This is a genomic window from Salinimonas iocasae, from assembly GCF_006228385.1.
Taxonomy (GTDB): domain Bacteria; phylum Pseudomonadota; class Gammaproteobacteria; order Enterobacterales; family Alteromonadaceae; genus Alteromonas; species Alteromonas iocasae.
Map to the genome: position 1 here is coordinate 3,198,931 of NZ_CP039852.1, position 13,626 is coordinate 3,212,556.

General features: G+C 48.6%; 14 protein-coding genes. 7 read left to right on the plus strand and 7 right to left on the minus strand.

Annotation, left to right across the window (positions count from 1 at the left end; translation table 11 throughout):
- Positions 1 to 58: 58 nt before the first annotated feature.
- A complete protein-coding gene (locus FBQ74_RS14230) occupies positions 59 to 613 on the minus strand; it encodes a helix-turn-helix domain-containing protein (RefSeq protein WP_332309087.1) in 555 nt (184 codons plus the stop codon).
- A 97-nt stretch (positions 614 to 710) separates the two neighbouring features.
- On the opposite strand from FBQ74_RS14230, the gene FBQ74_RS14235 reads away from it, so the two are divergent.
- Complete coding sequence (locus FBQ74_RS14235) at positions 711 to 1,910, plus strand: benzoate/H(+) symporter BenE family transporter (RefSeq protein WP_139757290.1); 1,200 nt, start codon at positions 711 to 713, stop codon at positions 1,908 to 1,910.
- Here the strand turns inward: FBQ74_RS14235 and FBQ74_RS14240 are convergent, their stop codons facing one another.
- A complete protein-coding gene (locus tag FBQ74_RS14240) occupies positions 1,911 to 2,747 on the minus strand; it encodes an HDOD domain-containing protein (RefSeq protein ID WP_139757291.1) in 837 nt (278 codons plus the stop codon). It abuts the gene before it with no gap.
- 304 nt (positions 2,748 to 3,051) lie between these two features.
- Between FBQ74_RS14240 and FBQ74_RS14245 the strand changes: the two genes are divergently transcribed.
- Entirely contained in the window at positions 3,052 to 4,767 is a 1,716-nt protein-coding gene (locus FBQ74_RS14245; protein ID WP_139757292.1) for a dipeptidyl-peptidase 3 family protein, read from the plus strand.
- 51 nt (positions 4,768 to 4,818) lie between these two features.
- Here the strand turns inward: FBQ74_RS14245 and FBQ74_RS14250 are convergent, their stop codons facing one another.
- From FBQ74_RS14250 to folB, 4 genes are read right to left on the minus strand one after another with little or no spacing between them, the layout of a single operon-like run.
- Positions 4,819 to 5,187, minus strand: coding sequence for a histidine triad nucleotide-binding protein (locus FBQ74_RS14250; RefSeq protein WP_139757293.1), 369 nt, complete (start codon positions 5,185 to 5,187; stop codon positions 4,819 to 4,821).
- Between the two features lie 46 nt (positions 5,188 to 5,233).
- A complete protein-coding gene (locus tag FBQ74_RS14255) occupies positions 5,234 to 6,034 on the minus strand; it encodes an undecaprenyl-diphosphate phosphatase (protein WP_139757294.1) in 801 nt (266 codons plus the stop codon).
- Positions 6,035 to 6,037: 3 nt separating this feature from the next.
- Positions 6,038 to 6,535, minus strand: coding sequence for a 2-amino-4-hydroxy-6-hydroxymethyldihydropteridine diphosphokinase (gene folK / locus FBQ74_RS14260; protein ID WP_139757295.1), 498 nt, complete (start codon positions 6,533 to 6,535; stop codon positions 6,038 to 6,040).
- Positions 6,528 to 6,887, minus strand: a complete 360-nt coding sequence (gene folB, locus FBQ74_RS14265) for a dihydroneopterin aldolase (RefSeq protein WP_139757296.1) — start codon at positions 6,885 to 6,887, stop codon at positions 6,528 to 6,530. Before folB ends, folK begins: the two co-directional genes overlap by 8 nt.
- A 125-nt stretch (positions 6,888 to 7,012) precedes the next feature.
- Between folB and plsY the strand changes: the two genes are divergently transcribed.
- A complete protein-coding gene (gene plsY, locus FBQ74_RS14270; RefSeq protein WP_139757297.1) occupies positions 7,013 to 7,630 on the plus strand; it encodes a glycerol-3-phosphate 1-O-acyltransferase PlsY in 618 nt (205 codons plus the stop codon).
- Positions 7,631 to 7,644: 14 nt separating this feature from the next.
- Here the strand turns inward: plsY and tsaD are convergent, their stop codons facing one another.
- On the minus strand, positions 7,645 to 8,658 hold the full coding sequence (tsaD, locus tag FBQ74_RS14275) for a tRNA (adenosine(37)-N6)-threonylcarbamoyltransferase complex transferase subunit TsaD (RefSeq protein ID WP_139757298.1): 1,014 nt from the start codon (positions 8,656 to 8,658) through the stop codon (positions 7,645 to 7,647).
- A 225-nt stretch (positions 8,659 to 8,883) separates the two neighbouring features.
- Here tsaD and rpsU point away from each other — a divergent pair, with 225 nt between their 5' ends.
- The 4 genes from rpsU (at position 8,884) to rpoD (ending at position 13,606) form a co-directional block, all read left to right on the plus strand.
- Complete coding sequence (rpsU, locus tag FBQ74_RS14280; protein ID WP_012517258.1) at positions 8,884 to 9,099, plus strand: 30S ribosomal protein S21; 216 nt, start codon at positions 8,884 to 8,886, stop codon at positions 9,097 to 9,099.
- A gap of 76 nt (positions 9,100 to 9,175) precedes the next feature.
- Positions 9,176 to 9,622 carry a GatB/YqeY domain-containing protein gene (locus FBQ74_RS14285; protein ID WP_139757299.1) on the plus strand — a complete coding sequence of 149 codons (447 nt, stop codon included), beginning with the start codon at positions 9,176 to 9,178 and terminating at the stop codon, positions 9,620 to 9,622.
- 80 nt (positions 9,623 to 9,702) lie between these two features.
- A complete protein-coding gene (gene dnaG, locus FBQ74_RS14290; protein WP_139757300.1) occupies positions 9,703 to 11,493 on the plus strand; it encodes a DNA primase in 1,791 nt (596 codons plus the stop codon).
- Positions 11,494 to 11,767: 274 nt separating this feature from the next.
- Positions 11,768 to 13,606 (plus strand): RNA polymerase sigma factor RpoD, encoded by a 1,839-nt coding sequence (gene rpoD, locus FBQ74_RS14295; RefSeq protein ID WP_139757301.1) that lies wholly within the window; start codon positions 11,768 to 11,770, stop codon positions 13,604 to 13,606.
- Positions 13,607 to 13,626 lie beyond the last annotated feature (20 nt).

The window sequence follows — 13,626 nt, forward strand, 5'->3', positions numbered from 1 at the left end:
GGAAAGGAATATACCATCATTAACTGCAAATGATAATTATTACTATTTTCACTTGCTCTTACGGATAACAGATTATATCGATAAACGTGGTTTTTCCGTTTTCGTCACGGTAGCCATGCTCGGCATCAGCAGACAAAATAAATTGCTCATTAGCATTTACGGTATGCCAGGCGTTTTGCTGGAAAACAGCAAGCCGTCCCTCCAGAACATGGATATGTTCAGTTACACCTGACGCATGCGCGGACGAACGCTGTTCATGACGGTTAGTCAGCGTTATTTCAAAGGTCTCCATGCGAGTAACGGGATTGAATGAAAATAACGTGCTCACCTGCATATTCGGGTCGTGGGCAAACGCCGCCTGGTGCTGCTTACTAAATGCGTAGGCATCATCCTTATCAGAGTGAATAAATGATGAGAAAGAGGCATCAAGTCCGGTCGCAATCTTCCATAAGGTTGCAATTGTCGGGCTCGACTCTTCCCGCTCTATCTGGCCAAGCATCGCTTTAGATACACCAGTCGCCTGCGCCGTCTTATCCAGCGACCACCCCTTGTTTTTGCGCAGGTGTTTCAGCTGCGTCGCAATCTGCCGGGTAATCATTTCCGACTCTTTCACATTTCACCTCTTGTGCGTTATAGCGCACAGTGCTATCTTGCACTGTGCGCTTTAACGCACAGTGTACCAGCCTGATCAATCGCGTAAAGGAGCCTTTGTGTTCAAATCTCTCAGTGTCAGTCATATCGCCGCAGGGTTAACCGCGGTGGTGGTGGGTTACAGTAGCGCGGTTGTGTTGGTCATTGAAGCGGCACGCACGGCTGGCGCATCACCAGATATGGTTGTGAGCTGGCTGTTTGCCTTAGGTATAGGTATGGGACTTAGCTGCATTGTATTTTCTTTGCGCTACAAAATACCTGTTGTCACCGCCTGGTCTACGCCCGGCGCTGCGTTTTTGCTAAGTGCCGCCGCAGTATTTCCGCTGAGCGAAGTGATTGGCGCATTTGTCATCGCCGGGATCTGTACGTTGGCCTGTGCGCAGAGTCGTGCGCTGACCCGCTTAATTACCGCCATCCCTACGAACATTGCTTCGGCACTGCTGGCGGGTATTGTACTGCCTATTTGTCTGAACATTTTTGCCGATGTGACACAGGCACCACTTATTACCGCTGTTTTTATCGCGACATATGTTATTGCCGGGCATCTTATACCACGCTATCTGATGCTTTTATTGCTGGTTCTGGGTGTGGGTTGCAGCGTTTGGTTAGGTGATTTGTCCGCGCTGAACTGGCAGGTCAGCGTGGCTGCGCCAGTCTGGGTATCCCCCGACTTCAGCGTGGCTTCTGCGATAAGCCTTGGTTTTCCTTTATTTATTATCACGATGCTGTCGCAAAATGTACCGGGCATGGCCATCCTGAAAAGTTACGACTTTAAACCCGACCACAAGACAGTGTTAAGTGGTTTGGGAGGATTACAGATTGCACTGGGCCCGTTCGGCGGCTTTGCATTTAACTACGCCGCGATTACAGCGGCCATCTGTATGGGTGAAGACGCCGGAGATAAGCGAGAGCATCGCTACCTGGCTGCGGTGGTCGCCGGGTGTGCTTATATCGGGCTGGGACTGGCAGCAGGGCTGGTGGTGATGCTCTTTACCAGTATGCCGGAAGTTGTCATACACTTACTGGCCGGGCTTGCGTTGCTGGGTACGCTACAAAGTGCGCTATTAAACAGTATGGTACAGGAGCGTTACCGCAAAGCAGCATTAATGACGCTGGTCTGTACGGCATCGGGAATGAGTTTATTTAAACTGGGGGCGCCCGTGTGGGGTCTTGGGCTGGGCTTACTGATGCTTATGCTGGAGCGCACTCGCTACAAAAAAACACCTTCTGTAGCGAATACACAATCCAACGACACCTAATCAGGCAAAGATTTGCCGGGCGTTATTTCGTAATTCGGCGAACTCTTCTGTTTCGACGTCCTCAATTCCGCTTAATGCGCCGCGCTCGATAGCGCGTTTGAGCACCACGTCCTTCTTATCACCCATTCGGCCGGCCAGTGCAGCACCAACTCGCACAAAATCCAGATAGCCCAGTGTTTTAGGCACCATCGAGATATCCCGCCAATGCTCAGCTGAATTCACAAATGACGGACCAAAGCCCCACTCACGCATGATGCTGCCACCGATAGGCCCTGACACCTTCTGAATAGCCTCATCCAGGAAGGTCGGATTGGCAAACACATCTTCGTTTCGCTCAGCTTCAGTAAGAATCGGCAGTACACCGATATTATGAACAAGCGCCGTCAGCGTCATAGTATCCACACTGATTTCACGCTTGTTAGACTTATTGGCATAAGTCTGCAGCGCGGCCAACGCATTGGCTACCACTTCAATAGTATCGGCCCATTCTTTACGAAGATACTCACCTACCAGCGTATTTTTTGAGACAAACAGTTGCTCCATCGCAAGTGCGGTAGCAATGTTCTTTATTTGCTGCAGACCTATACGGGTAACGGCCTGACTCACAGAGTTAACTTTTACGGTCCGCCCAAGGTAGGCACTGTTAGCGATTTTAATAATCCTTGCGGCCAATGATGGGTCTTTGCTGATGACATCCCCCATTTTTCCCAAATTAACATCAGGATCATCAGCGGTACGTCTTACCTGTAATGCAATAGCAGGAAGCGTGGGCAGCACCAGCGTATCGTTATTTATTTTTTCTACAAGGATGGTAAGTAGTGCATTTTCTGTAGACATAGACTGTCCTTCTACGGCAAAAGAATCATTATTATCGGAACGGGGAGGACGAAAGCCGCTTTATTTTCTATAGCTTCAACATGGCATCAGCACATCCCTGTTAATCAACTATATCAGCCAATTCCGGATTCCGCACGTGTGCAAAAATAGTCCAGCGTATTGGATACTATAGCGTTGCCGGCAAGGAATGGTTATGCTTGGCTTACAGAGGGCAGGTAGCACAGCCGACCGCCTTTCCAAACGGGCCCGGGAAAGCCCACAATAATAATAATGACCAGCTAACAGAATAACTGATAAGAGAACTATGTTTACAAGCAGAATTACCAAAACAGCACTCGCGGTTGCCGCCGCGGTATTTTTAAATACCGGCTGCAGCGAGGCACCTGAAAACGAAACCGCTACTGGCAGTGCAGAGCAGCAAACTGTTGCCTCCACTAACGACATAAAAAAACAGGAGTCCGCCGCCCTGACGGTTGATCGTAAAAGATTATCAATCTACCAGCCTGTGGATCTGGATGCGGATCTCAGTCACCTAAGCGACAACCAGCAAAAGATGGTTGGTTTGTTGATCGATGCTTCTGAAATTATGGATGACCTGTTCTGGCAACAGGCGTTCGGTGGTGAAAAGTCCGCTTTTCTTAATCGCCTGAACGATGACGAGACAGTCCATTTTGCCCGGATAAATTATGGTCCGTGGGATCGGCTGAACGGCGACGCCGCATTCTTATCTGGTGTCGACAGCAAACCTGAGGGTGCGCAGTTTTATCCTGAAGATATGACCAAAGAAGAGTTTGAGAAAGCCGACTTTGACGATAAAAAAGGCCTTTATTCACTGGTTCGACGCAACGACAATGGCGAGCTTTACACCGTCCCCTATTCAAAAGCTTACAAGGCGCAGTTGAATGATGCGGCTGAACTGCTCAAGCAGGCTGCTGAGCTTGCTGAAGATGAAGGTTTTGCAAATTATCTGTCACTGCGTGCACAAGCGTTGGTCAGTAACGAATATCTTGATTCAGATATGGCCTGGATGGATATGAAAACCAACCCGGTAGAGCTGGTAATCGGGCCTATCGAAACCTATGAAGATCAATTATTTGGTTATCGTGCGGCGTTTGAAGCCTATGTTCTGGTTAAAGATAAAGCGTGGAGCGATAAACTATCGCGTTACGCGCAGTTTCTTCCTGAACTGCAGCAAGGCCTGCCGGTTCCTGAAGAATACAAGGCGCAGATGCCGGGGTCCGATGCTGACTTAGGCGCGTACGATGTGGTGTATTACGCAGGTCACTCCAACGCCGGCAGTAAAACCATCGCGATTAATCTGCCTAACGATGAACGCGTTCAGTTAGAAAAAGGCACCCGTCGTCTGCAACTGAAAAATGCCATGCGTGCCAAATTCGATCAGATTCTGATGCCGATTTCCGAGGCGTTGATTGTGCCAGAACAGCGTGAGCACATTACTTTTGATGCGTTTTTCGCTAACACAATGTTTCACGAAGTGGCGCATGGACTGGGTATCAAAAACACACTGGATGGAAAAGGCACTGTTCGCGCTGCGTTAAAAGAACACGCCTCTGCGTTAGAGGAAGGCAAGGCCGATATACTTGGCCTGTATATGGTGCAGAGCCTGTTAGAGAAAGGCGAAATTACCGAAGGAACACTGGAAGATTATTATGTGACTTTCATGGCGGGCATTTTCCGCTCTGTGCGTTTTGGTGCTTCCAGTGCCCATGGAAAGGCCAATATGATCAGGTTCAACTACTTTGCTCAGGAAGGCGCATTTGAAAAAACTGAGAAAGGCATGTACCGCGTAAACATGAATAAGATGCAGGCTGCGGTGAAGTCATTATCGCAAAAAATCCTGACGCTACAGGGTGACGGCGATTATAAAGGCGTTAGCGAGCTGGTTGAAAAAATGGGTGTCATAAAGCCTGAGTTAGCCAGCGACCTGGCAAAGCTGGAAAAAGCCGATATCCCGGTGGATATTCACTTTAATCAGGGTAAAGAACAGCTAGGTCTGTAAACATTAAACGCAGAGCTGCCTGATGCCGCTCTGCGTTTTACCCACCGAAGATTATTCTAAGTTTTTGGGCTTGTCAGTGTACGGTGGCCAGCCCAGCAGTTTACCACCCAGTACGTGCAGATGAATGTGGTAAACACTTTGTCCACCAAATTCATTGCAGTTCATTACAGTGCGATAGCCTTCCTCAGCAATGCCCATCTCATCGGCAACCTTAGCCGCTACCACAGACAAATGTCCCACCAATTCCCTGTCCTGCTTAGTAATATCATTAATGGTAGCAATGGCTTTTTTCGGGATTACCAGAAAGTGGACCGGTGCCTGAGGATTAATGTCCTTGAATGCCAGGGCCTGTTCATCTTCATATAGAATTTCAGCATCAATTTCGCGATTGATAATTTTTGTAAAAATAGTCTCAGACATAGCGAATCCTTTTAAATATGAATGAAAGGCAACCTGTCGATTGCCTCTATCCGAACACGAACCAGAGCAATATTGCTCCCAGTATCAGTCGATAGATAACAAACGGTAACATCCCGATACGGGATATCCAGCTAAGGAACAGGTAAATACAAAGGTACGCGCTGACAAAAGAAAACGCAGCACCATAGAAAAGTGCACTCCAGTCTACCTGCTCGCCAGAGCCTGCCAGTTCAAGCACAGCCAGCGTACCTGCTCCGAGGATAACCGGAATTGACAGTAAAAACGAGAAGCGGGCGGCGCTCTCGCGATTAAAGCCCAGCATTAATGCAGCGGTCATGGTAATACCCGAGCGTGACGTGCCGGGAATCAGCGCAAGCGCCTGAGCAAGCCCGATAATTACAGCACCTTTGAGGCCCATAGCTGATAAATCTTTGGTGTGCCTGGCAGATTTATCGGCATACCAGAGTAACAGACCAAATATAATCGTCGTGGCAGCTATAACCAGTGCGCTACGCGCATTAAGCTCAATCCAGTCTTTAAGCAGAAAGCCGGCAATGACCGCAGGGATCGTTGCCAGAATGACATACCATGCCAGCTTACTGTCCTGTGTCTGGTCAGACGAAAACCCTCTGGTCAGCCAGGCGCCGGCCATACGAAATATATCTTCACGAAAATAAATCATGACGGCAAGCAGGCTACCTACGTGCACCGCTACATCAAAAGCCAGACCCTGATTAACCCAGCCTAATAATTCAGCGGGAAGAATCAGGTGAGCAGAACTACTGATTGGCAAAAACTCTGTGATTCCCTGAATGATTGCCAGAATAATAATTTCAAAAAGCGTCATTGCTTATACATCTCTCCAGTCAAATACTACGGGCCACAACGGCTGGTCTTTATTCTCAAATTGCTGCCATAAATACTGATAGGTTTTATTCTCTGCCGGATGGATGTCATCCGGCACCAGTTCAGCTAAGGGGCGTAATACAAATGCGTTATACAGAATCTCTTCTCTGGGCAGCGTGACAGGCTGCGAAGTCACTACGTTATTAAACGTTAAAAGATCCAGGTCCAGTGTTCGTGAACAAAACTTTTTCTCACTGTGCGTTCTCCCATGATCCCGTTCAATAGCCTTTAATCTGTCGTTAACTTGCGCCACACTGAGGTCGGTAAAAGCACTGACAACCAGGTTGTAAAATGTCTCCCCGTCAAAGCCAACCGCCTCACTTTCGTATACTGATGAGCACTGAACATCTTTAAAGTGAGTTTTAAGCGCGGCCACTCCTTCGCGGGTATGTCTTGCCCTTTCAATGTTCGAGCCAACACTGATAAGAATTTTATTAAGCATTGTGTTTTGATGCAGAAATGGTGACAGTTACCGCCCGCGCATCAGGCAGTATATTGGGTTTGGTAATGGCCAGAGAAACAGACGAAACCGCAAACGCAGAAAGTACGGACTGACAAAGAAAGTGGCCCAGTGCCTCTAACAGCTCAAACCGGGTGGCGCCCGCTTCGTTTTGTATGAAGTCAGCCAGCTTTGCATAGTCGATAGTATCGGCAACGTTATCGCTGATGCGCGCCTGCATCAGATCAGCACAAATACTGACATCTATCAGCAGGCGGGTTTTTTGCGTTCTTTCCCAGTCATAAACGCCAATAAGCGCATCAACGTTTAAGTCGCGAATGTGAATCTGATCCATATATTTCAGCCAGTTCTTGCAGCTGACGTATTCTCGCCCAGACGCAACTTAACGTATGCGACTGGCGCATTTACGCGCTTTTTAGTAGTGTGAGGCAAGTGTAACCTGAACCTCGACCGTATTACATGATTGCAACTATTATTTTGATGGTAAGTGTGGCTTACCTGTGCGGTTCACTTTCCAGTGCCGTGGTCATCAGTCGTTTGTACCGGTTACCTGATCCGCGTCAGGCGGGATCACAGAATCCCGGCGCAACGAATGTATATCGCCTGGGCGGTCGAATTCCGGCTGTTTTAGTGTTGGTAATGGATATTCTGAAAGGTACGCTGCCGGTATATGTCAGCTACTGGATTGGAATAGATGCAGTCGCACTGGGGGTTATTGCAATTGCAGCCTGCCTTGGTCATATCTTCCCGCTGTATTTTGGCTTTAAAGGCGGCAAAGCCGTAGCCACTGCTTTTGGCGCTATGCTTCCTATCGGTTTGGAGCTGGGTGCACTGCTTATTTTTACATGGGGTGTAGCGCTGTTTATCTGGGGTTACTCATCGCTTGCTGCAATAATCACCGTTGCCCTTGCCCCGCTATATGTTTGGTTTATCAAGCCACTTTACACGCTGCCTGTGGCAATGCTCTCAATATTAATTATTGCACGACACCGGGCAAACATCGTCAGGCTATTGAAAGGCGAAGAATCTAAGGTGTGGAATAAACAGGGCAAACTAAAGTCAGATAGCCAGCCCTGAACATGCAAAAGCCTTTACACTGGCTCAAGCGAGTCAAGCGGCCAGCGTGGGTTGGCTGTCGCGCCCAGCGAAACGGTTTGACCTGCTTTTAAACGCTGCATGCCGGCATAGGCGATCATGGCGCCATTGTCAGTGCAAAAAGCCAGATTGGGGTAAAAGACCTCCCCGTTCAACTTGCGCATCATTGTTTCCATTTCACAACGTAACCGCTTATTAGCACTTACCCCACCAGCGATTACCAGACGTTTCAGCCCGGTTTGCTTTAGCGCTCGTCGACATTTGATCATCAGTGTATCTACCACAGCTTCTTCAAATGCATAGGCAATATTGGCGTGGGTTTGTTTATCATCGGCAGCATCTCGAATGGTGTTTGCGGCAAACGTTTTCAGACCGCTGAAACTGAAATCCAGCCCTGGTCTGTCTGTCATCGGGCGCGGGAACTGATAATGCCCAGGCTCGCCCTGTTCGGCCAGCTTAGCCAGCAGCGGGCCACCCGGGTAATCCAGACCCAGTAATTTGGCGGTCTTATCAAACGCTTCGCCTGCGGCATCATCAATGGACTCGCCCAGCACTTCATAGCGCCCGATACCGGCTACGTTTACCAGCATAGAATGCCCGCCGGAGACCAGTAATGCGACAAACGGAAATGCCGGCGCATTGTCTTCCAGCATAGGGGCTAACAAATGCCCTTCCATATGATGTACACCCACTGCAGGTACGTCCCAGGCATAGGCCAGTGCCCTGCCCACAGAAGAGCCTACCAGCAATGCGCCCACCAGGCCCGGCCCTTGTGTAAATGCAATGCCGTCCAACTCGTCAGGGGCGGTGTTAGCATCCTGCATGGCCTTTTCAATCAGCGGAAGGGTTTTACGCACATGATCCCGGGAAGCCAGCTCAGGGACCACGCCCCCGTAATCAGCATGTAATTTTACCTGACTGTACAATTCATGAGATAATAGGCCCTGCTCGTCATCGTAGACAGCAATACCGGTCTCATCACAGGATGTTTCAATTCCCAGAATGCGCATAAGGTGATCCGACTTGGTAAAAAATGTGGGCCGAAGTTTACCGTTTATCATCATAGGTGGGAATGGCGGATCACGCATTTTGTCAGAAACTGGCTATTTTTTAGCAATTCTGTCTTTACATTTGCCCCGCGAATGATTAGAATTTCGCACCATTTTTAACCCGGGTGCCCTTTTGTGAGCATAATTTGCCCGGTTCAACCGTGATAATTTTGAGGTGAGTACTTAATGCCTATCGTTAAAGTTAGAGAAAACGAGCCGTTTGACGTTGCGCTTCGTCGTTTCAAGCGTTCTTGTGAAAAAGCAGGCGTTCTGTCAGAAGTTCGTCGTCGTGAATTTTTCGAAAAGCCGACCTGGGAACGTAAACGCAAGAAAGCTGCAGCGAAGAAACGTCATCTGAAAAAGCTGGCTCGCGAAAACGCACGTCGCGTAAAACTCTACTAAGATAGTGTTTATTCTCAAAGGTGCCTGAAGGCACCTTTGTCGTTTCTAAGGCTTGGTTTTTTCAAAAGGTCCTGTCATGGCATTAATTGACGAATTAAAAGAAGCACAAAAAGATGCAATGCGGGCGAAAGACAAAGTTCGCCTGGGCACAATTCGTATGGCGATTGCAGCCATCCGTCAGCGTGAAATTGATGATCAGATAACACTAACTGATGCAGATATACTGGCAGTGTTGACTAAGATGGTTAAACAGCGTCAGGATGCAGCGCAGCAGTATGACGATGCTGGTCGTGAAGAGTTGGCGGCAAAAGAACGTGCCGAAATAACCGTTATCGAAACCTTCCTGCCCCAGCCGCTCAGTGATGCTGAACTGGATGCGTTAATCGATGAAGCCATGGCTGATACCGGCGCAACTGGTATGCAGGATATGGGTAAGGTTATGGGACAACTTAAACCTAAAGTTCAGGGCCGCACTGATATGGGCGCGTTGAGCGCAAGAATCAAATCTCGCCTGAACGGCTAACGACTTCGGCGCAGCGAATCATTGTTGCGCCTTTTTCCTATCTTGTTAAAGTAACTCCTTTATTCCTGTAATCTGAATTCATGGCCGGAAAAATACCCCGGGATTTCATTGATGATCTCCTGTCCAGAACCGACGTTGTCGATATTGTAGATAGTCGGGTAAAGTTAAAAAAAGCTGGCAAGAATTATCAGGCTTGCTGCCCCTTTCATAACGAAAAAACGCCTTCCTTTACTGTCAGTCAGGACAAACAGTTTTATCACTGCTTCGGATGCGGTGCACACGGCAACGCTATCTCTTTTATGATGGAGTTCGATCGCCTTGAGTTTGTTGAGGCAATTGAAGAACTCGCTAAATTCCATGGGTTGGATGTGCCCCGTGAGCAAGGCGGGCCGCCAGCGATGTCTCAGGCTAAAAAGCAGCAGCTGGAAGATGATCATACCCTGATGGAACAGGTCGCCCGTTACTTTCAGCATCAGTTACGCAGCCACCCTAACAGTCAAAAAGCCATCAGCTATTTGAAAGGCCGTGGCTTATCCGGTGATGTTGTCAAACAGTGGGAAGTTGGTTATGCCCCCAGTGAGTGGGACGGCGTACTAAGCACGTTTGGCACTACTAATGACCGTATACGACAATTGATCGACCTTAAACTGGTCAATCAGAACGACAGTGGCAAACAATACGATTTTTTCCGTGACCGGATAATGTTTCCGATTCGGGACAGGCGTGGACGAGTTGTGGGTTTTGGCGGCCGCGTGCTGGAAAACGACAGCGGGCCGAAGTACCTGAACTCGCCGGAAACGCGCATCTTTCATAAAGGTCAGGAACTCTACGGATACTATCAGGTCCGCCAGAATAATCGGCATCTGGATAAGATCATGGTCGTTGAAGGCTATATGGATGTCGTTGCGCTCAGTCAGTTCGACATTAATATTGCTACAGCGGCGCTGGGCACTGCAACTACACCGGACCACCTGAATTTACTGATGCGCTCCACCAATCATATTGTGTGTTGCTACGATGGAGATAACGCCGGACGACAGGCCGCCTGGCGGGCGCTGGAAAATGCCCTTCCCGCGCTAAAAGATGGTGTAAAACTGACATTCATGTTTCTGCCTGACGGCGAAGACCCTGATACGATGGTACGCAAAGTCGGCGCTGACAGCCTGCTTTCAATGCTAAATGATGATGCCCTGCCGTTGTCGCGCTTTTTCTTTGAAACTCTGCTCAAAGAGCACGAAGTCGGCACGCCGGAAGGCAAACTGGCTTTAAAAGCAGCCGCTCAACCGCTGATAGATACGGTACTGGGCGACAATCAACGGGCGATGCTTGCCGAGGAACTGGCAAAACATACTGGCGAGTATGACCGGTTCAGATTGCAGCAGGACATCGCACAGGCCAACCAAAAGTCTTCCCGTCCGGGTGGCACTAGTACCCGCCATACTGTGCAAAAGACGCGGTTATCACCAGTACGCACATTGGTTAGGCTACTGCTTGATTCCCCCTCGCTGGCTGGTCGCTGCGAAGAGGTAATGCCAGCATTACTCGCCAATAGTGGTATTGCTGGCATCACTCTGCTGAGCGACATTCACCAGTATTGTTTGAATAACAGACAGGCAACAACCGCGCAGCTTATTGAAAACTTCCGGGATCATCCCCATTCATCAGCTATCGCAAAGTTACTGCAGCAGGAACATCTGGTAAATGAGGCGGATGAAGAGCGGGTATTCACCGATAGCTTTGCCCGCCTTCTTGACTGGCATTTTGATAGTCGCATCGAAACGTTACTTTCTCGCTCCCGCGTACAACCGCTTAGTCGGGCCGAGAAAGAAGAACTGACGATGCTGATGAAAGAGCGCCAGTCAAAACACTAAGAATCAGAGCGGTGTTGCGGTGAAAAGTACCAACTATTTTTGGTTAAAAAACATGCCGGTAGCCTAGTATAAATAACGCTTTATCTGTTATACTGGTCAATTCGCTGCAAGCTTACGTAAGTAATTGCAGAACGATTTTTCAGCCGAAAAAGAGGGTCAGAGGCCCTGACAGGTGCGGTAACAAGACGACAGCAAGCATGAACGAGCAATGGATTAAACGTTGGCTTGGTCATGCTTTTTTGCTTAATTAATAATTGTGAGAAGTGTAGGTTCTATGGCGCAAAGCAAGCAATCTCAGATTAAACTCCTGATTGCAAAAGGTAAAGAGCAAGGTTACTTAACTTTTGCAGAAGTAAACGACCACCTGCCGCAAGACATAGTCGATTCTGATCAAATCGAAGATATTATTCGCATGATTAATGACATGGGTATTCAGGTATCTGAATCCGCTCCGGATTCTGACGAATTACTCATGCAGGAAACAACCGCTGATGAAGATGCAGCAGAGGCTGCAGCTCAGGCGCTGGCAACTGTAGAAAGTGAAATAGGCCGCACCACCGACCCGGTTCGTATGTATATGCGTGAAATGGGTACGGTTGAGCTTCTGACTCGCGAAGGTGAAATTGAAATCGCCAAGCGCATTGAAGATGGGATTAACCAGGTTCAGTGCTCAGTAGCCGAATACCCCGAAGCGATTACCTATCTGCTTGAGCAGTGGGATCTGTATGAAGCCGAAGAAATACGCCTTGGCGATATTATTTCAGGTTTTGTCGACCCTGATGACGACCGTGATCTGGCGCCTACGGCGACACACATCGGCTCTGAACTTTCAGAAGAAGAACTGGAAGATGAAGACGATGACGACAAGGATGACGATGACGATTCTGATGAAGATGATAGCGGCGTTGATCCTGAACAGGCACGTGAAAAGTTCGCAGAGCTGCGTGATCAGTACGGCAAAGCCCGTGATGTAATCGAGACCCAGGGTCGCGCGCATCCGGACTCACGCAAAGAAATTGCAGCACTGAGCGAAATTTTCAAAGAATTCCGCCTGGTGCCTAAGCAGTTTGATCGCATGGTTAAAAACATGCGCGATATGATGGACAAAGTACGTATCCAGGAACGTCTGGTTATGAAGTACAGTGTCATCAATGCCAAAATGCCTAAAAAGGATTTCATCAAAGCATTCGCGGGTAACGAAACGTCTACCGAATGGTTAGGTGAAGCGATTAATGGCAGCCATGCTTACAGCGATGCGCTGGCGCAGCATAAAGAAGATATCGAGCGTAGCGTATCGAAAATGACGCAGGTTGAGCAGGAAACAGGCTTAATCATCGCCGATATTAAAGATATCAATCGCCGTATGTCGATTGGTGAAGCAAAAGCGCGCCGGGCCAAGAAGGAAATGGTTGAGGCCAACTTGCGTCTGGTTATTTCGATTGCTAAGAAATACACCAATCGCGGATTGCAATTCCTGGATCTTATTCAGGAAGGTAATATTGGTCTGATGAAGGCAGTTGATAAATTTGAATACCGTCGTGGTTACAAATTTTCGACCTACGCAACATGGTGGATTCGCCAGGCGATTACCCGCTCAATTGCTGACCAGGCGCGGACTATCCGTATTCCGGTTCATATGATCGAGACCATTAACAAGCTGAACCGTATTTCCCGTCAAATGTTACAGGAAATGGGCCGCGAGCCAAGCCCGGAGGAATTGTCAGAACGCATGCTGATGCCGGAAGACAAAATCCGTAAGGTGCTTAAAATCGCTAAAGAGCCAATTTCTATGGAAACACCTATTGGCGATGATGAAGATTCACATCTGGGTGACTTTATTGAGGACAGCACCATTATTCAGCCGTTGGACTCTGCCACAGGTGGTAGCCTGAAGGGTGCGACGCAAGAGGTTCTGGCCGGGTTAACCGCTCGTGAAGCTAAAGTACTGAGAATGCGCTTCGGCATTGATATGAATACTGACCATACGCTGGAAGAAGTGGGTAAGCAGTTTGATGTTACCCGCGAACGTATTCGTCAGATTGAAGCCAAAGCGTTACGGAAGCTTCGCCATCCCAGCCGCTCTGAGCAGCTGCGCAGTTTCTTGGACGAGTAACTGTATAAAGTCAGAAAAAA

Excerpts from the sequence above, each read along its gene's own strand:
- plsY (WP_139757297.1), top strand. The coding sequence starts at position 7,013 with ATGATTGCAACTATTATTTTGATGGTAAGTGTGGCTTACCTGTGCGGT.
- FBQ74_RS14250 (WP_139757293.1), bottom strand. The coding sequence starts at position 5,187 with ATGTCTGAGACTATTTTTACAAAAATTATCAATCGCGAAATTGATGCT.
- folK (WP_139757295.1), bottom strand. The coding sequence starts at position 6,535 with ATGCTTAATAAAATTCTTATCAGTGTTGGCTCGAACATTGAAAGGGCA.
- tsaD (WP_139757298.1), bottom strand. The coding sequence starts at position 8,658 with ATGCGCATTCTGGGAATTGAAACATCCTGTGATGAGACCGGTATTGCT.
- FBQ74_RS14245 (WP_139757292.1), top strand. The coding sequence starts at position 3,052 with ATGTTTACAAGCAGAATTACCAAAACAGCACTCGCGGTTGCCGCCGCG.
- rpsU (WP_012517258.1), top strand. The coding sequence starts at position 8,884 with ATGCCTATCGTTAAAGTTAGAGAAAACGAGCCGTTTGACGTTGCGCTT.
- FBQ74_RS14285 (WP_139757299.1), top strand. The coding sequence starts at position 9,176 with ATGGCATTAATTGACGAATTAAAAGAAGCACAAAAAGATGCAATGCGG.
- rpoD (WP_139757301.1), top strand. The coding sequence starts at position 11,768 with ATGGCGCAAAGCAAGCAATCTCAGATTAAACTCCTGATTGCAAAAGGT.
- FBQ74_RS14240 (WP_139757291.1), bottom strand. The coding sequence starts at position 2,747 with ATGTCTACAGAAAATGCACTACTTACCATCCTTGTAGAAAAAATAAAT.
- FBQ74_RS14255 (WP_139757294.1), bottom strand. The coding sequence starts at position 6,034 with ATGACGCTTTTTGAAATTATTATTCTGGCAATCATTCAGGGAATCACA.
- dnaG (WP_139757300.1), top strand. The coding sequence starts at position 9,703 with ATGGCCGGAAAAATACCCCGGGATTTCATTGATGATCTCCTGTCCAGA.
- folB (WP_139757296.1), bottom strand. The coding sequence starts at position 6,887 with ATGGATCAGATTCACATTCGCGACTTAAACGTTGATGCGCTTATTGGC.